The organism is Deltaproteobacteria bacterium HGW-Deltaproteobacteria-6 (assembly GCA_002840435.1).
Lineage (GTDB): Bacteria > Desulfobacterota > Syntrophia > Syntrophales > Smithellaceae > UBA8904.
This window is the reverse complement of the sequence record PHAT01000008.1, coordinates 116,491-137,145: the sequence shown is the minus strand read 5'-3', so window position 1 is coordinate 137,145 and position 20,655 is coordinate 116,491. Positions and strand designations below refer to the sequence as shown.

The following is a 20,655-nucleotide window of genomic DNA, read 5'->3' as shown; positions in this document are numbered from 1 at the left end:
CCGGTTAGGGCGACTTTCCCGTATTTTTCAAGCCGATAGACTCCTGTTTGGGGAAATATCTCACGGACGCATTTGCCGATCACATCATCCGCCTGGAGGTTCGTCATTTTTTCGAACGCCGGATTAATATTCAGAAAGCGGTAATCAACCGGAGTGCCGTTGTCGTCGCAGATGATTTCATGGAGCGCAAAGCCTTCACTGATCTGCGTAAACAGGGAGCGATACTTATATTCATTTTCCCGCAATTGATTTTCGGCGTGTTTGCGTTCGGTAACGTCAAAATTGACGCCGGTCATGCGCAGGGGCCTGCCCGAGGCATCCCGGGTCACCATGCCGTATGTCCGGATATATTTCAGTGTGCCGTCGGGATGGATCACCCGGTACTCTGTCTGGTAATCTTTTTCACCGTTTAACGCTTTATCAATTTCCAGTAACGTCGGAATGACATCATCCGGATGAAGTCTGCGGACCCAGGCATCCTGCGTATCGGGAAAATCTTCCTTATTTACGCCATAAAGTTCATACATCCGGTCATTCCACACGGTGCGATGGTTCAGGAGGTCTCTGTCCCAAACGCCGAGATTGGCGGCGTGCGTGGCCAGATCAAAGCGCTCGACCAATTGCCTGATGGCTTCTTCCGACGCCATGCGGTCAGCGATGTCCATTAAAAAATTAAGGGTTGCCGGTCTTCCCTTCCAGGTGATTAAAGTCGTCTTAAGCTCCACCCAGATGACCTGACCTTTCTGATTGAGCATGCGGAACGAATAAATAGAGGGAAAGCTCTCTCCCTGCAGCCTCCTGAAATGGTTATTGATCACATGATCACGATCATCGGGATGAATAAATTTGCCGATAGGCAATTCTTCCGTTGTCCCGGAATATTCGGTCATCTCCATGGCCATGCGGTTCAGGAAAACCAGTTTCGCATCCTGAATGATCATGATCGCTTCCCGGGCATTTTCCACAACCAGACGATATTTATCCTCGCTTTCCTTGAGAGCTGCTTCCACCCGTTTGCGTTCGGTAATATCCCGGGCCGTTCCCCGGAAACCGACCGGTTTGCCCAGGGCATCTCTGATCAGAGACGCCGATACTTCGTTATAAGCTTTTGTCCCGTCTTTTCTGATAATTTCCAGGGCATAGTCCGCAAGCGCGATGCCTGTTTGATAGATTTTTTTGAATGCTTCATGAACCGCCGCGGCGTTTTTTTCGTCCGTGAATTGCCGGCAGTGCATCCCCGTTAATTCTTCACGCGAATAACCCAGGTTGCGGCATTCCGCGTCATTAAAAAAAATAAAATTGCCGGCCAGATCCGTTTCAAAATACCCTTCCTCCATTTGCTCAATGATGGACCGGTATCTTTCCTCCGATTGCCGGATCCGCTCATTCGCGTGCTTTTGCTCCGTAATGTTGCGGGCAATAAACAAGATGCCTGAGGGCTTTCCGTCTTCCTTTAAAAGCTGGGACTGCACATCCATAATCAGCGTTTTGCCGGTCAAATCCAGAAATTCCCACTCGAAGGAAGAAAGATCATCCCATCCTTCCCGCCGTCTTTTCATCCTTTCCTGCTGTTCGGCGTGTTTTGAAGGCAGGATAAAGTCGCTGATGTTCCGTCCGATGAGTTCAATGCCTGCCGCAATATCCCGTGCGGCCCTGTTGGCAAATCTGATGGTATTATCCAGGTCTAAAATCAGGATATAATCGTGGGTCGTTTCCGTGATCATGCGGTAGTTTTCCCAGCTCTTTTGCCATTCAGCTTCCACCTTTTTGAGAGAAGTTCTCATTTGAGTTTCATTAAGTTCCCTCTCAACAGCCGGGATCAGCAACGACAGGTTTTCCTTCCGGATGTAGTCACGGGCGCCCATTCGCATGCATTCCAGAGCCTTCTCTTCGCCGATTGCTCCGGAAACGATAATCAGGGGAATATCGAGTTCGGTGTTCTTCAAAAGGGCAACGGCCTGAAGCCCGCTGAATTCGGGCAGCCGGTAGTCGGATAAAACGAGATCCCATGGCTTCTCCCGGAGGGCGTCTTGCATGGCGGCAGCCGTTTGGACCCGCAGACAGTCGGGATCGTAACCGCCTTTTTTCAATGCGCGCACGATCAGCAGAGCATCATCTTCCGCATCTTCAACAATCAGGACCCGCAGAGGCGTTGACATCTTTTGCTCCTTCGGAGAAGAGGATTACAGCGATTCAGAAAAACGATTACAGCGATTAAGGAATCGTCGTAATCTGGTTATTTAATCGCTGTAATCTTGTTTACGTAATCAATCCAAATGATCTCAAGTAGTCCAGCAGCTTTGATTTGTTCACCGGCTTGACCAGATAAGCGTCGCACAGCGATTTAAAAGCGCCGACGACATTTCTGGGATCGCCCAGGGCTGTCGTCATAATGATTTTAACGCCCGTACTGGAATTGACGCCATTTTCCTCCTCCATGGCACGGATGGTCTTCAGCACCTCCATTCCGTCCATTTCCGGCATCATGATGTCCAGGCAAATCAAATGATAAGGGCTGCCTTCCGTCAGGGCGCGGCCGAAGGCATCCATCGCTTCCTTCCCGTTGACGGCAATGTGGCATTCGCCGTATGCGGAAAGAATTTTCTGAAGCAGCAACCGGCTGGTAAAATCATCCTCAGCAATCAGTATTTTCATGACACGGTCTCCTTCCCTTTCCAGTTTGATTTTAGTCCCGCAGTTGCGGGACGAGCGTTCATTCGCCCAAAGCGGGCTGCGATATAAGCACGTTCATTTCATATCCCGGCCGCCTGCTGCGCGGTGGTTGATCCACTGTGATTTATCCAGAGCGGTTTTATACAGGTCAAACTGCTCGCCAAGCCGCGGAAACAATAAGGCGGCTTCTTTCAAATTTTTTTTCCCGGCCGCCTCTTCAATTTTTGCGGCCGCTCTCTCCAGAGACGCCGCTCCGGTGTTGGCTGCCGCTCCCTTGATGGTGTGAGCCTGCCGTCTTGTTCCGGCAATATCGCCTTGTTCCAGATAAATTTTCAGGATATTGATCTGACCGGGCATGTCCTTGAGAAATCCGTCAATGACGGCGCCCGCCAGTTCAGCGTCCTCCATGAGCCGTTCCCGCATTCCCTCTTCGTTAAAAATAATCCCGGATTGTTCCGGCAATCTAATCTTCAGCGGATGTCCTGATTTGTCCGGTGTTGCTCCTCGGGCATTGGTATTCGTCAGCCACCGGGAGAGGATTTCCGCCAACGTTTTCAGCTGCACGGGTTTGGCCAGATAATCGTTCATGCCAGCGTCCAGATACTTGCTCCGGTCATCCGTCAGCGCATGGGCTGTGACGGCGATGATGGGGATATCGGGCTGCAGCACGCCTGTATCCCGCCTTCGGATGAGGCGAGTGGCTTCGTAGCCGTCCATTTCGGGCATCTGGCAGTCCATCAGCACCAGATCATAGAAAGCATGTTTCAGGGCATTAATGGCCTTGCTGCCGCTGTCGACAACATCAGCATGATAACCGAGTTTTGTCAGCAATGCCAGGACAACGGTCTGACTGGTCGGGTTGTCCTCCGCCACCAGAATATTCATGACGGTTTTGCGCGATTCGGCGATGGTGTGCCGGGTAATGATGCGCTCCGGAGAAACATCGCCGATGCTTCTTTCCGGGCTCATGGCCAGGGCAATGGCGTCATGAAGATGCGATCGCCGGATGGGTTTGGTGAAATATCCATCAAATTTAAGATGCGCCAGACGTGATGCTTCACCCCTTTTGCCGACCGAGGTCATCATAATAATCCGGGTTTGGCTTAACGCCCGGGTTTCTTTGATCTGACGGCCCAGTTCTTCTCCGTCCATGCCGGGCATCATCATGTCCAGAAGAATGATCTGAAAAGGGTCTTTCTCCCGCAGAGCTTTGCTTATGGCGGCCAGGGCCGAGTGGCCATCCCGGGCTTCAACGGCGCGGCATTTCCAATCGGCCAGCAACGTCATCGCCAGCAGCCTGCTTACGGCATTATCGTCCACCACCAGAACTTTCACGCCGCTGATATCCGCAAAGATATCCGTCTGCACCTCCGGGGCTTCCTGTTGTTTTTCGAAGACGGCGGTAAACCAGAAGCTGGACCCTTTTCCCTCTTCACTTTTGCAGCCGGCTCTGCCGCCCATCAATTCGGCCAGCTGCCTCGTGATGGCCAGGCCAAGCCCCGATCCGCCGTACTTACGCGTTGTGGAACTGTCCGCCTGGACAAAAGGAGAAAAAAGGGCTTCGATCCGGTTTGGCGGTATGCCGATGCCGGTGTCGGAGACCGTAAAGCGCAGGGTAACGGACCGGTCGTCTTCAAGGACGCGGGACACCCTGATAATCACCTGTCCCTTTGGCGTGAATTTCACGGCATTACCGGTCAGGTTAATCATGGCCTGACGCAGGCGTCCGGGATCGCCTGTCAGCAGAGTCGGCACATCCGGCTCCATAAACGCCGCGATTTCCAGACCCTTGTCCTGAGCGGTGATGGCGGCCATTTCGGCAATGTCCTCGATGGTTATCCGCAGGTTGAAATCCAGCTTTTCCAGATCGAGTTTGTTCGCCTCGATTTTGGACAGGTCAAGAATATCATTAAGCAGCGTGAGCAGAGAGGCGCTGCTCTTGCGGATGATTTCGGCAAACTGACGCTGTTCGTCGGTCAACCGGGTATCCAGAAGCAGGTCACTCATGCCGATCACACCGTTCATGGGTGTGCGGATTTCGTGGCTCATGTTGGCGAGGAATTCACTTTTGGCGGCGTTGGCGGATTCCGCGGCCGCTTTGGCTTTTTTCATTTCTTCCTCCGCCAGCTTGCGTTTTGTGATGTCGCGCGAAATACCCCGGAACCCGGTCGGTTCGCCCCTTGAATTCCGGATCAGGGACGCCGATATCTCATGATAAAATTTAGTGCCGTCTTTTCTGATTGCTTCAAAGTCAAAGCCCTTAGCGGGATCCCCCGTTTGGTAGACTTTATTGAATACCCTGTAAACCGCTCTGGCGTTTCTTTCGTCGGTGAATTGTGTGCTGTTCATCCCCAGCAATTCCGAAGGGCTGTAGCCGAGATTTCTGCAGGCCGCGTCGTTAACGAAAGTAATGGTGCCGGCCAGATCCGTCTCAAAGTATCCGTCATGGATGGATTCGATAATGGTTCGATATTTTTCCTCCGACTGCCGTATCTCGTCTTCCGCTTTTTTCCGCCGCGTGATATCGTCCAGAGCCACCAGCACATGTCGTTTTCCATTCAGATTGATCGGCTCGGCGCCCGCCCGCACCCAGATTTCATGGATCTTTCCCTGGCGGGATAAATTCATGGCGAACTCGACGCCGCGCAGGGGAGAACCCGTGCCGATAACCGACGCCACACCGCTTTGCAGCGGACAAAGCGGACAGGAGGGTGAGTAGCCGCAGCCGCGCGGATCCTGTTTGCTGTGAAGGCAGCCCATCGCGCGGCCGGGGCGGTGCTGCAGCATTTCCAGGGGCCGTCCGTCGACCAGCGACGCTATGGCCGTGTTGATCCGGACAATGTTCAGATCGGCATCGAGCACCAGCATGCCGATGGGTGAAGAATCGAAAATGGCATCCAGATTTTCTTTTTCTTTCTTCAGCGCCTCCTGGGCCTGCTTGAGTTCGGTCATATCGCGGGCGACAAATAACACGCCGGCCGGCGATCCGTTTTCCGTGAGCAGCTGCGACTGTACATCCATGATCAGCAGCTTGCCTGTTGCGTCCACGATTTGCCATTCAAAAGATAAAACCCCGCTGAATCCATTCCGTCTTTTCCGCATCATCTCCTGCTGCAGAGGATGCAGTTCAGGCGGCGTGAAATCGGTGAGGTTAAGACCGATCGGATCAAGGCCTCCCAGCAGCGTTCTGACGGCTTTATTGATATATTTCATCTCGAATTCGAGATCCGTAATCGCAATGAGGTCCATGGTGGTTTCAGCGATGAGCCGGTATTTTTCCCAGTTTCTGCGCCATTCCTGTTCCACCTGTCTGCTCAAAATCCTCATTTCGGCATCAGCCAGTTCTCTGGCTATGACCGAGGGCAGCCCCGACAGATTTTCCTTGCGGAGATAATCGCGGGCGCCCATCCGCATGCATCGGGCAACCGTTTCTTCGGTCGCGGCGCCGGAAATGATGATCAGGGGAATGTCGAGATCGACTTCTCTCAACAGGGCAAGAGCAGCCAGCACTTCCGCGACGGGCCGGTCGTTCATTAGAATGATGTTCCACGGTTTATTCCAGAGGACGTCGCGCATGCCCGCAGGTGTTGCCACCCGCAGACAGTCGGGTTCATAGCCGCCTTCCATGAGTATATTCAATAGCGGCAAACTATCCTTTGCCGTATCTTCGATCATCAGAATTCGCAGGGGTATTCCCATTTCATCCTCGTGAAATATTAATCAACCTTCGTCTTTGAGTAGTTCTTTTACCGCTGCCAGAACTTCTTTGGCCTTGAACGGTTTGGTAAACGCTCTCTGAGCGCCCAGACTTCTGGCCAGCTCGAGATACTGATCCGGATGGATCCGTCCGCCGCCGGACATGGCAATGATTTTTGTAGCCGGATATTTTTTACGAAATTCCATGATGACTTCAATCCCTTCTTTTTCGGGCATCACCAGGTCTGTCATGATGAGATCGAAAGGCCGGGCCTGCTGAATCCGGATCGCCTCCATCCCGTCTTCGGCGACGGCCACGTCATACCCGGCGGCGCAAAAAAGTCTTTTGAGCATGGCTCTGAGTGTGTCGTCGTCGTCAATCACCAGAATACGCTTCATGGCATTCACTTTTCCCTGCATTGCCGGAGCACCTTGTCGGCAATGGCTTCCAGAGGGGATATCTTATCCACCGCTCCTAGCTTGACGGCTTCCAGAGGCATGCCATAGACAACGCAGGTGGCCTCGTCCTGGGCGATGGTACAGGCGCCCGCTTCTTTCATTTCCAGCATGCCTTTGGCGCCGTCATCGCCCATGCCGGTCATGATGACGCCAACGGCGTTGGGCCCGGCGTAGCGGGCGGCGGAGCGGAACAGGACATCCACGGATGGCCTATGCCTGGATACCAGAGGCCCCGCTTTGACCTCCACATAGTAGCGCGCGCCGCTGCGCTTGAGCAGTATATGATAGTTGCCGGGAGCGATCAGCGCCCGTCCCGTCATAACCGTGTCATCGTCGGCCGCTTCCTTCACGGAGACGCGGCACAACGAGTCGAGGCGGGCGGCAAACGATTTGGTGAAGTTCTCCGGCATATGCTGGACGATGACGATGCCGGGCGAATCCGGCGGCAGTTTTTCCAGGAAAACGCGGATGGCCTCCGTGCCGCCGGTGGACGCGCCGACCACAATTACTTTTTCCGTTGTTTCCACCATCGCGTTTGTCTTCGGTTTGGGCATCATTGCGTCCGCCGTCAGCTTCGGTTCGACGAGCGGACGCGCGGAGGAGCGCCGCAGCCTGGCCTGGGCCGCCGCCCTGACGGCGTCGCAGATGCGGATTTTCGACTCTTCCAGAAATTGTCGCGTGCCGAGCCTCGGTTTCCGGATGATATCCACCGCGCCGTATTCGAGCGCCCTGAGGGTTGTCGCGGAATTTTCTTCCGCCAGTGATGAGCAGATGACGACCGGAAGCGGATGCTGGCTCATGATTTTCTGCAAAAAAGTGATACCGTCCATCCGCGGCATTTCCACGTCCAGCGTGATGACATCGGGAATTTGTTCCTGCATCCTTTGTGCGGCGATGATCGGATCCGCGGCCGTCGCGATAACTTCAATGTCCGGATCGGAATTGAGTATTTCCGTAATGGTTTGCCGGACCACGGCGGAGTCGTCGACGACCAGTACGCGGATTTTCTTATTTTTTACCATGGAACTTGTCCTCCGGTCGTTTTAGATCCGCCGGCTGATTCTCCGGGGCATTCCTGACCGCTTTGTGCAGCGCGATATTTCCTGTTTTTGTGTTAAAGCTGATTTTCCGGCCCGCTGCTCCGCCGATGTCGTAAGCGTACAATGTCAGGCCGTGATCGGCAATAACTTTTTGCGCCACGTTGGAATTTTGCAGGCCGACCGGTTCCATGCCGCCCTGCTGCTTTGGCGCGGCAATCATCTTCGCGCCGCCGTAAAGTTGCACCTGTGTTTCATCCGCGGTGATGCCGAAGCGGGAAAAAGCTTCGATCATCATGGAAACTGCGCAGTCCACATATTTGAATGCATCGGAGCACCGCGCGCACTCGCCGTGCAAAAGGTCACGGACATTATTTTTGTAGGTGCGTCTTTTGCAGTGCGGCAGAAGCGCATGACTGATCGCCGCGACCTCCAGACGCCGGTTGTAGAGGGTCACCGCCACACACGAGCCGAGAATGGTGGTCACGAGCGTCGGCATTTCCAGAATCGACATTTCACCGGGCTTCAGATAGAGATGGGCAGGGGGGATTTTATGCGTCGTCATGGCGTTTCCTGTAGATGGACGATGTTACGAGCTGCAGAGGCAGATTCATCCCGTTCAGCGTTTCAGAATGGCCCATAAACAGATAACCGCCCGGCGCCAGGTGCCGGCAGATCCGTTGCAGAATGGCCTCCTGGGTCTGGCGGTCAAAGTAAATGATGACGTTGCGGCAGAAGACGGCATCGAACGCGTCTGGCATTGCATAGCGGGTATCCATGAAATTGAGCCGTGCAAACTTAACGCAGGCGCGCAGTCCGGGAGCAATACGTACGTCGCGGCCGTTCCTGCTTTTCAGCAGATATTGTTTGCGTAGAGCCATGGGCACCGGTTCGATTTTATCGTGCGGATAAATTGCCGTGGCGGCCTGGCGCAGAACTTTTGTGGAAATATCCGTGGCCGTTATTGAAAAATGAAATGACGGATGTCTCCGGGCATGTTCGGCCAGAACCATGGCCAGCGTATAAGGCTCTTCGCCCGTGGAGCATCCGGCTGACCAAAATTGCATATGACGGGTCGTGGAATACATTTCGCCGCCGCGGGGAAGCACATGAGCGGTAAGAAAATCAAAATGTTTGGATTCGCGGAAGAAATCGGTCTTGTTGGTCGTGACGGCGTCGATCATGTGATAGAGTTCTTCTTCGGTTCCTGCGGGGCTGAAAACATAATCGGCATAATCGCCGAAAGAAGGAAGATGAAGCAGGCGCACACGCTTGTGCAGGCGTCCCTGAACCATGATTTTCTTGGACAACGGCATTTTGATGCCGCATTGCTTCTGAATAAACTCGCCGATGCGGAAGAATTCCGAGTCGGTCATTTCCCTGACCGCTATGTCCTGTCCTGTTTCCTGCAATATTCATTTCCTTGGCTCTCCCTCACCGCGGTTTGCTGATGCCCGAAGGACGACTCCCGCTGAAAGAAAAAGGAGAGGAGGGAACGACTTTCAGCGGGAGGCAGGGGAGCGGATTGTGTGGTTGACTTATGCGATCAGACGGCTTCACCTCTCATCGCGCTTACGATATTCATCTCTTCCAGGGAAAAGACTTTATCGATATCCAGAATGATGACAAAGCGATCATCGCGTTTTCCCATGCCCAGAATGAAGTCGGTGTTCAGCTTTGTGCCGATTCTGGGCGCAGGTTCGATCTGGCCGGGTTCCATCTCAAAGACCTCCTGAACGGAATCGACGAGAGCGCCCAGCACGGTTTGTTCGCTGTCAATGGTTATTTCCACCACGATGATGCAACTGTCTACCGTCCGCTCCTGCGCCGGCATGTTGAATTTCAGCCGCATATCGACAACCGGGACAACGGCGCCCCGCAGGTTGATGACGCCCTTCATAAACTCCGGTGTTTGCGGCACCTTGGTGATATTGGTGTAATCCAGTATTTCCCGGACCGATCCCACATCCAGAGCAAAGATCTCTTCATTCAGTTTAAAGGTCAAATACTGCCGAACTTCGGTTATTTTGGATGTTGTCATCTCTTCTTCTCCCTTCCGACCGCTTTTGCGGCGCTCCGATGAGCGATGGCTTTCATAAAAGACAGCAGCCGTTCACTTTGATTCCCTGTCCGTCAATACCTGTCAAATTCCGCATCCTGGCGATCCATGTTCTCAGCCATATTCAAACGAATGCCTGAGCTTTCCGACAGCCTGGTTGACTGGGGCAGGGCGTGCTTGCCCGGCGCCGCAAGCAGTCTGGAATGACCGGGATTGCCCTTTGATGCATGATGATCCGGCCGCAGTTTCAGGATTCCCGCCGGAGTTGATTTGTGAGAGACGCCGCCGTCTCCTTCCTCGATTTTAAAGAAGGAAACCGCTTCCTGCAGCTGCTGGGCCTGACTGGACAGCTCTTCAGCGGTCGAGGACAACTCTTCGGAGGCGGAAGCGTTTTGTTGAATGACCTGATCAAGCTGCTGGATGGCTTTATTGATCTGCTCGGCGCCGGTATCCTGTTCTTTACTGGACGCGCTGATTTCCTGAACGAGGTCGGCGGTCTTTTGAATATCCGGCACCATCCTGTCCAGCATCTGGCCTGCCTGTTCGGCGACCTGGACGCTGCTGGCCGACAGTTTGTTGATTTCTCCGGCGGCCGTCTGGCTGCGTTCCGCAAGCTTGCGGACTTCCGAAGCCACCACGGCAAATCCCTTGCCGTGCTCCCCGGCGCGCGCCGCTTCAATGGCGGCGTTCAGCGCCAGCAGATTGGTTTGGCGGGCGATCTCTTCAATGATGGAAATCTTGCCGGCGATTTCCTTCATTGCTCTGACGGTGTCGCCGACGGCTTTGCCGCCCTCCCTGGCGTCGTGCGCTGATTTGATGGCAATTTTTTCCGTCTGCTGGGCGTTGTCGGCATTCTGCTTGATATTGGAAATCATCTGTTCCATGGAAGAGGACACTTCTTCGGCGGACGCCGCCTGTTCGGTTGCCCCCTGCGACATTTGTTCAGAGGACGCACTCAACTGTTCTGAGCCGGATGCCACATTGTCGGCCGCCGATTTAACATCATGAAAAATGTTCCTGAGTCTGGTCACCATGTTGAGCATGCTGACCGCCAGCAGATCTTTTTCCGACTTCGGTTTGATCTCAACGGTCAGATCTCCCTCCGCGACCCGGGCGGCGGATTTTACCGATTGCCTGATATTTTCAATCATCAGACGAAAGGCCTGCGCCAGCATGCCGATTTCATCCCTGGAATCAACGTCCACCTGAACGTCAATGTCGCCGGTCGCGAGCTTTTCGGATACGGCGACCATTTTATGAACCGGCACGGTGATGCTTCGTGTCACCAGGAAGGCGAGAAGCAAACTGCCCAGGATGACCAGGATGATGACCCCCATGATGATGTACGACACCTGGGCCAGCTCTCTTTGAACGTCATCGACATAGATTCCCGAGCCGATGATCCATCCCCAGGGTTTGTAAAGGGCGACATAGGAAATTTTATCGGAGGGTTTTGTTTCCCCCGCTTTCGGCCACTGATACTCCACCACGCCTTCCCCTTTTTCCTTGGCCACATTGACCATTTCCATAAAGAATCTTTTCCCGCTGGGGTCTTTGTTGTCCGACAGATCAGTGCCGTTCAAAGCCGCATTGAAGGGATGCATGATCATCCTGGGGGTCAGATCATTGATCCAGAAATATTCCTTCTGGGCGTAGCGTAAATTCTGGATGTCCCGGATGGCCCGTTTTTGCGCGTCCGCCAGTTTCAGTTCGCCTTTCTTTACGCTTTCATCATATTGAGCGACAAGGCTGTAAGCCACGTGAACGACGTGCTTCGTCGCCACCATCTTTTCCTGAAAAACACGTTCTCTGAATTGTAAAAAAGTCCAGACCAGCACCAGTGAACAACAGATCAGAATGATGGCCACCTGCAAGAACAGCTTGGTTGATAGTTTCAGTCTTGATAACATATCATAAGGCTCCTTTGTTTTATTTGGCCCTTTTGGGCAAAACTAAGGCCATTTGTTTTTTATGGTTTCCCCTGTCAGTTGATTATGCGGATTTCTCCGGTATAAAATTTTCTATTCTAACGGGCTTCGGCAACGGCCCTTTGCATTAATTGCGGGATGTCGATGATCAGAGCGACCGTTCCATCCCCGAGGATGGTGGCGCCTGATAATTCTCTGGTCTGTTTGTAGAATTTCCCCAGGCTCTTGATGACCGTCTGATGTTCTCCGATGACCTGATCCACCACCAGGCCGATCCGTTCGTCTCCAACCCGGTTGATGATGATCTGCTCGATGGGTTGACGTTTTCCATCCATTCCAAAACGTTCCCGAAGTGGGATATAGGGAACCATTTCGCCCCGGATATGAACCATGTTTTTACCATTCGCTCTGGAAATGTCCGCATCCGTCAACTCCACGCATTCTTCAATGGCGGACAGGGGAATAATAAAAAACGAGGAGGCAATTTTGACCAGCAGACCGTCAATGATTGCCAGCGTCAGGGGCAGCTTGAGGGTGATCTTTGTGCCGTCAGGGGGGCGGCTTGAAATATCGATGGTTCCATTCAGGGCATCGATGCTTTTTTTGACCACGTCCATACCCACGCCGCGGCCCGAAACGCTGGTAATGGTTTTGGCCAGAGAAAAACCCGGAGCAAAAATCAGCGAGAAAATTTCTTTTTCCGTAAGATTGGCATCCGGAGAGATGAGATTATTTTCCAGGGCTTTGGCCCGGACCCTGTCAGGATTGATGCCCGCGCCGTCGTCTTCGATATGGATCAGAACGTTTGCGCCGGAATGCTCGGCAGCCAGCCGGACCGTGCCTGTTCTGGGTTTGCTCCGGGCCTCCCGCTCGGCGGGTAATTCAATGCCGTGATCAATGCTGTTCCGAATGAGATGGACCAGCGGGTCATTGAGCTTTTCGATAACCGTTTTGTCCAGCTCCGTTTCGCCTCCTTCGGTGACCAGGCTGATTTCCTTGCCGAGCTCCGCCGACAGATCGTGAACCAGTCTCTTGAATTTGCTGAAGGTATTGCCGATGGGCAGCATGCGGATGCTCATGGTGTTGTCGCGCAGCTCCGCAACCAGCCGCTCCACTTCCTCCGCCACCAGCATCAGATCGGTATGATTCAGACTTGAAGACATCTGGGATAAACGGGACTGTACGGTTACCATCTCTCCCACCAGATTGACGAGATTATCCAGTCTCCTGGCCGGCACACGAATCGTGGCCGCCGTATCGGCGCTCTGACGTTTTTCTTTTGCTTCCCTGATGAGCTGCTGCTCCGCCAAGGCCGCCTGAATCTTGTCCGGGGCGACAATTCCCGATTCAACCAGCAGTTCGCCGATTTTTTTGTGGCTGCTTAAAACCGTATCAATGACATCCCTGTCCGCGTATCCTCTTTCCACCAGGATTTCTCCCAGCTTTTTGTAATCCCGGGGTTCATCATCCGGTTCTTCGTCAATGACTTCAATTTTCAATAAGCTCTCATCTTCCACAAAGATGAAGACGTCGCGGATGGCGTTTATTCCACGGCTGGTGGTTAAAACGATGTCCCAGGATGTGTAACAGCCTTCCGGATCAATTTCGTCGAGCCCGGGAATACGGTCTGTCCGGGCCATGACCGTGCACTTGCCCAGATCGCGCAGTTCCGAAAGAAGCAGGGACGGTTTGGTTCCGCGGCTGAAGATATTGACATCCGGCGCGAAGCAAATACGGTAAGCGGTGAGCCGGCCCTTTTGAGCGCCGCTCTCCGCTTTGAAGGGCTTTTCCTTACAGGGGGCGTCCTCTTTCATCGCGGGGATAAATCTCTTGAAGGCCGCCGCATGTTCCTCTATTTTTTCCCGGCGGATTTCCTCTTTGCCCTCTATCATTTGCCGAATCCGGTCGCAGGCCTCAAGCGTCAGGTCAATCAGCGCTTTATCAGCGACAATTTTTTTATTTCTGAGCAGGTCATAGACGGTTTCGATATTGTGGGTAAAGGAGGCCACCTCGTCAAACCCGAACATGGCGCCTGATCCCTTTATCGTATGCATGGACCGGAAGATCCCGGCAATCAGGTCGGCGTCATCCGGCGTCTTTTCCAGCGCCAGAAGAGAACCTTCCAGCTCGGTCAATAATTCAAACGCTTCCTCTTTAAATACATCGGTCTGCGGATCCATCATCCCAGCACCTTTCTGACAACCGCCAACAACTGATCCGGTTTAAAGGGCTTGACAATCCACCCGGTTGCACCGGCTTCTTTGCCTTCCTGTTTCTTTTCGATCTGAGACTCGGTTGTCAGCATGACAATGGGAATAAATTTATAAGCCGGTTGAGCCCTGACGCCCTTGATTAAACCGATGCCGTCCAGCCTGGGCATGTTCAAATCGGTGATCACCATGTGTACGGCGGCGCCGGCCATCCGGTTTAAGGCATCCTGTCCATCGCATGCTTCCAGAACATCAAAACCCGCCTGCTTCAGGGTAAAGGCGACCATCTGTCTTACCGAGGCGGAATCGTCCACCGTCATAATGACTTTGCTCATTTTTTTCACCTCTGAAAGATTTTCCCTGTTATCTTTTCATCCACAGGCATGTTTGGCCGGCATCGAGGCCGCAGCTGTTTTGGCGGGAATAGCCGTTGTCTTCCATTGCCTGCCGCACAACTTCCGGAATGTCTCCGGTCAGATGCAATGTCTTGCCTGTTTTCACCGCTGTCCGATGGGCCGAGCACAATAACTGCAGAAAGGAGAGGTCTGTTTCCACGGCGCCTGAAATATCCACATCCAGTTCGCGCACGTTCTCCATTGAACTTTGCAGGTCTTCATGCAATTGCCGGATATGCTCCAGGGTCAGTTCGCCTTCCAGCGCCAGCCTGCCGCACTCATCGTCTTTTTCCCTGAAGAAGGTCATTTGCGCGCCTCATCTTGCAGCATTTTCTCTTTCATTTTTATTAAGACGGATGCGACATCCAGAAAATCGCTGTCCGCGCAGGTCATAAACCGGGGCCGCAAACGATGTCCCAGAGCAATGGTCTCATCGTCTTTATCGTTTAAGATCAGGATGATGCTTGTGTCTTCCAGCAGTGCTTTAATAGGCAGGAGACTGGAAAGCTTTGCCTTGCTGACCTGCAGGATGACAGCCAGCGACATTTTATGGGATGATTTGCGCAGATTTTCTTCAAGCTCCCTGACCGATTTGATATACTGGATATTTTTTTTCGGCAGCATGTACTCCAATACTCTCTGGAGCCGCTTCTTCGTGTCACCCTTCATGTCGGAGAGAAAAAATACGTTCATTGAACCATGCTCCTTCACCCGGTAGCCAATAGAAATAGGCAGTACGAAAAGAGGTGACCGCAATAAAGATGCCAGCTGTTAAAATGATGAAGACTTTTATGATAAGTTATTGAAGTTATGATTGATTATCATGACGGCAGAGTAGCCTTGCCGGACGGCCTGATGCGCCCCGGGGAGGGCGAATTTTCCTGTGCTTTGAGAAATAATTATTATGCGGCAAGAAGAATCGTGTTTCGTCGCTCGTATCTCGTAGTTCGTAGCTCGTATCTCGTTTTACGGGTGGCAAGCGAGCGACGAGCGACGAACGACGAGATACGAGATACGAGATGTGTTACGAAAATTTAATGCCGTATTTTTTCAGGAGCGAATAAAGGCGGGATTGGGAAAGGCCGGAAATGGCGCAGGCTTTGTCGATATTGTTTCCGGAGATGACTTTCAATTCATTTAAATATTCTTTTTCCGCGCTTTCCACGGCGGCGTCCCGGACGTCCTGCAGTCTGGCACGGCCGTAACCCGGACCGGAAATGTTTCCCTCCCGCGGGATCGGCACGTCTTTTCTGCTCAGTTGTGACTGGGAGAGTTTAATGCGGATGTGGCTGGGCAAATCATTGGGGAATAAGACGGAACGGTTTCCCGCCATAATGATGGCCTGCTCGACGGTGCTGAATAATTCTCTTACATTGCCGGGCCAGTCGTAGGCCGTGAGCGCCTGCAAGAAATCGGGAGAGGGGCTCATCATTTTTGTGCCGTGGCGTTCGAAATTGATGCCGATTTTATAGGTGACCAGCTCCTCGATATCGTCCAGACGTTCTCTCAGCGGCTGGAGTCCGATCACGAAAGAACGGATGCGGAAAAGAAGGTCTTCACGAAATTCGCCGTGGGCAACCATTTTATCGAGATCACGGTTGGTTGCCGCCACCAGGCGAAAATCGCTGGATAACTCATGCTTGCTGCCCAGCGGCCGGAAACGATGTTCCTGCAGCACACGCAAAAATGATTTCTGCACGGAGAAGGGAAGTTCACCGACTTCGTCAAGGAAAAGCGTTCCCCCGTCCGCCTGTTCGATCAATCCCTCGCGCATCCGGTCGGCGCTGGTAAAAGCGCCTTTTTCATGTCCGAACAGCATGCCTTCCACCAGCGTCTCCGTCAGAATGGTGCAATCCACGATGACAAAATTTTTGCTGGCCCGGGGAGAATTCTGATGAATGGCCCAGGCAAACAGTTCTTTTCCTGTGCCGGTTTCACCGGTAATGAGGACATTGGTGTTGGATGCGGCCACCTGGCCTATCTGATCCAGGCTGTTTCTGGTTCCCTGGCTCTGGCCGATAATTCCGTCTCGTTTGACGGTTAATCGGGTCTTCGGTGCGGTTGATGCTTCTTTGTATTGCAGGACTCTGACCAGGGGCAGGACCATCAGGTTGACTGTGGACGGTTTCTCAATATAGTCCCACGCGCCGTTTTTAATGGCTGATTCAGCGCCCTGATGGTCGCCCAGTCCGGTCATGATGATGACTTCACTGGCGGGCGATATTTTTCTGATCAGCGGCAGTGCTTCGATCCCATTGCCGTCGGGCAGGTGGACATCGAGAAAGGCAACGTCATAGGGGGTGGCTTTCATCATGGTGACGCCTTCCTCTATGGTATAGGCGTAATCCACCTCATGGTCCATGGATTTGATTTTACGGGACAGCATTTTACACATGCCCTGGTCATCGTCAATTATCAGAACTCTTGCCATCCGGTCTTAAGTCCTCTCCCAGTTCAGTTTTTTCATGATCAAATATATTTCTAATGGCCCTGGCAAGTTCACGGGTCACAATCGGCTTGGACAGGTATTCACGAATTCCCATGGCCTTGGCTTCTTCCGAAGATACCAGATCTGAGAATCCCGTGCAAAGTATTATCGGAATATCGGGCCGGATGCTTAAAGCTTCTTTCGCCATATCGGCGCCGGTCAGATGGGGCATGGTTTGATCGGTGATAATCATGTCGAAAGCGGCTGGATCGGATTTGAAGAGCACCACGGCGTCCAGCGGATTTTGTCTGGCCGTAACACCGTATCCCAAGCGGGTCAGCATATTGTGCATCATACGAAGCATATCGTCCCGGTCTTCCACCAATAATATTTTTTCCGTTCCGCCCGCCTTCTGAACCGGAGCCGGATCATTCGCCGCCAGGGTTGCCGGCTGCTGCTGGGGCAGGTAAATGGTGAAAATGGTCTGAGCTCCCGGTCGACTTTCCACGCTGATGCTGCCGTCGCAGCTTTTAATGATGCCATAGACGATCGACAGGCCCATGCCGGTTCCTTCGCCCTGTTTCTTGGTGGTAAAAAATGGTTCAAAGATGTGATCGATGATGGAAGGATCAATGCCGTGGCCGGTATCCGTCACTTTCAGCTCCAGGTAAGACCCGGCTTTCAGCCAGTCGTGGCCGCATATCCGGTCGGAAGCGAACACCGCCTGTCTTAAACTGATTGTCAGTGTACCGCCATGCTCCCGCATGGCGTGGCCGGAATTGGTGCACAAGTTCATCAAGACCTGATGGATCTGCGTCGGATCGGCTAAAATGAAACCGTCTCTGATGTGAATATCCTCTTTAATGCCGATGGTGGCGGGCAGGGCATGACGCAAAAGCTTAACAACTTCTTTGATGAGCGGAACAATCATCAAAAGCTTTTTTTCCACTTTGGCATGGCGGCTGAAGGCCAGAATCTGCTGGACAAGATACTTGGCCCGCTCGCCTGCTTTAAGGATCTGTTCGACGCATTCCGGAGATGCGCTGCCTGCCGCTATCTCGTCTAGCGCCATTTCCGCGTATCCGATGATGGCTCCCAGAATATTGTTGAAATCGTGGGCAATCCCGCCGGCAAGCGTGCCGATGGCTTCCATTTTTTGCGATTGGATAAGCTGGGCTTCCATCAGTTTACGGTCGGTAATGTCGCGGTTGCTGCCCCGCCAGCCTGAGGCTTTTCCCGCGTCGTTACGGACATGCTGACACCTGTGGGCAATCCAGCGTTCCTCGCCGTTTTTCCGGATAATGCGAAAATCAAACGGACAGTCATGATCATGGGGATCATGGACATGATGGATTACCATCCGGCGGTCATCGGGATGAATCATTTTTTCCAGCAAGGCGGGATGCTTGATTAAGGCATCGGCGCTGTAACCGGTGACCCTTTCTACCGAAGGCGAAACATAACGGTATGAACCGTCTTCATCCATCCAGTACTCCCAATCATAGGTGAAGTCGGCAACCGTCCGGTACCGCTCCTCTTCTTTTTTGAGCTGGTCCGCTGCCTGCTTACGATGGACGGCAATGCCGATGGCGGCTCCGATTTTTTCAAAGAACTCGATCATGTCCAGCGTGAAACGATTGGTCCGTTTATCGTTGAATTGAAGAAGGCCGATAATGCGGTCACCGGATCGAAGCGGGATGAGGGCCACGGACTGGTAGCCTTCGCCGTTGCAGCGGTTTCTGGTCCTCGTCTGGCGGTCGGAATCGGAGGTTGAGGACAGAAGGTTTGTCGTGTTGTTGGACCAGAAGCTGCCGCCCGCGGTGAAAAAAGGCAGCGATGAATTTGTCCGGCCTTTTAAAATGTTTCCGCACATGCATTCCAGGTAGGGGTCACCCTGGGCGTCATGAATGATTTCGCCATGCTCATCGCGGCTGCACAGGGAATTCTCCGCCTGGATGAAGGCATCCGGAAACCCTCTGGTTTCGTAATAAGGATAGTCGCAATCCTCCTGAACACGCAAACCGATGGCTTCAATATCCGTAAACTCTTTGATCAAAAGCGCAATGCGGCCGATCGAATCATCCGGTTCATATCCGGAGTTAATCAATCCCAGAAGCTGATTGACAAACACCTGCCGGCTTTCCGCCTTTTTCCGGTCACTGATTTCCCTGGTGATGGAGAGCAGGTGCAGCTCATTTTGCAGTTCCACGATTCTGGCGGACATCAGGGAGGTATGAATTGAACCGTCTTTGTGGCAAAACTCCGCCTCGAGATTTTCATAGTATCCTTTTTCTTTCAAGCCTCTCAGCAGTTCACGTCTGTCTGCCGGATTACGCCAGATGCTGATTTCGCCTGCCGTCTTTCCGATAACATCTTCGCGCGTAAAACCCGTCAACAACGTAAAGCCTTCATTGATGTCCACGTACAGGCCGTCTTCCAGCCGATTGATGCAGATGGCGTCCGGACTGGTATAGAAAGCCGTCTTAAAACGCTTTTCACTGGCCCGGAGAACCTGCTCCATTTTTTTGCGCTCGGCAATGCTGCGGATTGTCCCGACAATTTTTAATGGTTTTCCTTCTGAATCAAAGATTAATTGTGATGAAATCGCACAGGGCAGCACAATGCCATTCTTGTCGGTCAGCTGAATTTCATGGTCCGTAACCTTGTGTTTACTGAACAGCAGATCAAGCAGTTTTCTTCTTTGTTGTTTGAAATCGTAAAAATTATAGACGGATGATCCGATGAGTTGTTCCCGTTGATAAGGCGTATATCTGGCGATGCTTGGTGACAATTCAAGGATCGTTCCATCGAAGGCGGCTTCATAATAGACATCCTGAATGTTTTCAAAGATGCTGCGGTAGCGCGCCTCGCTGTTTGAGAGGGCCTGGTCCACCTTGCGCCGCTCCGTGACGTCCGAGAGAAAATTTAAGGTGGCCGGCCGACCCTCCCAGGAAACGACAACGGCATGTATCTCCACCCACTTGATGTTTCCTGATTTGTCGACAACCCTGAAAATATAAGCCGCGGGAGGTCCGTCGCCTTTTAACCGGCGCAGATAGGATGCATAGACCATTTCACGATCTTCGGGATGAATAAAATCCCTGAAGGGCGCCGACAGCAGTTCCTGTTCCGAAAACCCCACCAGATCCAGGGTTGCCCGATTGACAAATTTCAGCCCGGCGTCCTGTGCGATAAAAATCGCTTCGCTGCTGTTTTCAACCAGCAGGCGGTATTTTTCTTCACTTTCTAAAAGCTTGTTTTCCGCCTGCTTGCGTTCGGTGATGTCCATGGCCGATGAGATCAGATACTCACGGTTTCCGATATGAATGCTTTCCACCGACCAGAGCAGGTCAATGATTTTTCCTGCTTTGTCTTTTGCCTGAACATATTCATTTTGAACTCTGTTATGCTCTCTGAGCCTCCGTGCTATTTCATCCCTTTGCCCCTGAGACACAAAGAGGTTTAAATAAGACGGCGTCTTGCCGATGACTTCCCTGCGGGAATATCCCAGGACTCTGAGGAATTCCTCATTAACATCTATTAATCGATCCGTGGAAAATGAGGATAAGGCCATCATGGCCGGGCTGTGCTGAAAAGCGCTGAAAAACTTTTCTTCGCTTTCCCGCAGGGCCTGTTCCATGAATTCCCGTCCGGTCATGGACATGGCATTATTTTCATTGCCCGCAGTAGTCCGGCTGGTTGTCTTATTTTGTTTTTTCATATCCTCATTCGCCATCTTTTCTTTTGCCGTGACGTCTTGCCAGGACGTT

General features: G+C 52.6%; 15 protein-coding genes. All 15 read right to left on the bottom strand.

The window, feature by feature from the left end:
• A partial coding sequence (locus CVU71_16760; protein PKN17419.1) for a hypothetical protein occupies positions 1-2,159 on the bottom strand: 2,159 nt, incomplete at its 3' end.
• A 100-nt stretch (positions 2,160-2,259) separates the two neighbouring features.
• Positions 2,260-2,655, bottom strand: coding sequence for a response regulator (locus tag CVU71_16755; GenBank protein ID PKN17418.1), 396 nt, complete (start codon positions 2,653-2,655; stop codon positions 2,260-2,262).
• 93 nt (positions 2,656-2,748) lie between these two features.
• Complete coding sequence (locus CVU71_16750; GenBank protein PKN17417.1) at positions 2,749-6,372, bottom strand: hypothetical protein; 3,624 nt, start codon at positions 6,370-6,372, stop codon at positions 2,749-2,751.
• A gap of 21 nt (positions 6,373-6,393) precedes the next feature.
• Positions 6,394-6,768, bottom strand: a complete 375-nt coding sequence (locus tag CVU71_16745) for a response regulator (protein ID PKN17435.1) — start codon at positions 6,766-6,768, stop codon at positions 6,394-6,396.
• Positions 6,769-6,773: 5 nt separating this feature from the next.
• A complete protein-coding gene (locus tag CVU71_16740) occupies positions 6,774-7,850 on the bottom strand; it encodes a chemotaxis response regulator protein-glutamate methylesterase (protein PKN17416.1) in 1,077 nt (358 codons plus the stop codon).
• On the bottom strand, positions 7,837-8,430 hold the full coding sequence (locus CVU71_16735) for a chemotaxis protein CheD (protein ID PKN17415.1): 594 nt from the start codon (positions 8,428-8,430) through the stop codon (positions 7,837-7,839). Before CVU71_16735 ends, CVU71_16740 begins: the two co-directional genes overlap by 14 nt.
• Positions 8,417-9,241 (bottom strand): chemotaxis protein CheR, encoded by an 825-nt coding sequence (locus tag CVU71_16730; GenBank protein PKN17434.1) that lies wholly within the window; start codon positions 9,239-9,241, stop codon positions 8,417-8,419. Before CVU71_16730 ends, CVU71_16735 begins: the two co-directional genes overlap by 14 nt.
• 170 nt (positions 9,242-9,411) lie before the next feature.
• The gene (locus CVU71_16725; protein PKN17414.1) at positions 9,412-9,906 is read right to left on the bottom strand and encodes a chemotaxis protein CheW; all 495 of its coding nucleotides are present in this window, start codon (positions 9,904-9,906) and stop codon (positions 9,412-9,414) included.
• 92 nt (positions 9,907-9,998) lie between these two features.
• A complete protein-coding gene (locus tag CVU71_16720) occupies positions 9,999-11,711 on the bottom strand; it encodes a chemotaxis protein (protein ID PKN17433.1) in 1,713 nt (570 codons plus the stop codon).
• Between the two features lie 239 nt (positions 11,712-11,950).
• Positions 11,951-14,035, bottom strand: coding sequence for a chemotaxis protein CheA (locus tag CVU71_16715; GenBank protein PKN17413.1), 2,085 nt, complete (start codon positions 14,033-14,035; stop codon positions 11,951-11,953).
• Positions 14,032-14,397, bottom strand: a complete 366-nt coding sequence (locus tag CVU71_16710; GenBank protein ID PKN17412.1) for a two-component system response regulator — start codon at positions 14,395-14,397, stop codon at positions 14,032-14,034. Before CVU71_16710 ends, CVU71_16715 begins: the two co-directional genes overlap by 4 nt.
• A gap of 28 nt (positions 14,398-14,425) precedes the next feature.
• Entirely contained in the window at positions 14,426-14,764 is a 339-nt protein-coding gene (locus tag CVU71_16705) for a hypothetical protein (protein ID PKN17411.1), read from the bottom strand.
• The gene (locus CVU71_16700) at positions 14,761-15,150 is read right to left on the bottom strand and encodes a hypothetical protein (GenBank protein ID PKN17410.1); all 390 of its coding nucleotides are present in this window, start codon (positions 15,148-15,150) and stop codon (positions 14,761-14,763) included. The genes CVU71_16705 and CVU71_16700 overlap by 4 nt, the downstream gene beginning before the upstream one ends.
• Before the next feature lie 331 nt (positions 15,151-15,481).
• A complete protein-coding gene (locus CVU71_16695) occupies positions 15,482-16,888 on the bottom strand; it encodes a Fis family transcriptional regulator (GenBank protein PKN17409.1) in 1,407 nt (468 codons plus the stop codon).
• On the bottom strand, positions 16,866-20,621 hold the full coding sequence (locus CVU71_16690) for a hypothetical protein (protein ID PKN17408.1): 3,756 nt from the start codon (positions 20,619-20,621) through the stop codon (positions 16,866-16,868). The genes CVU71_16695 and CVU71_16690 overlap by 23 nt, the downstream gene beginning before the upstream one ends.
• Positions 20,622-20,655 lie beyond the last annotated feature (34 nt).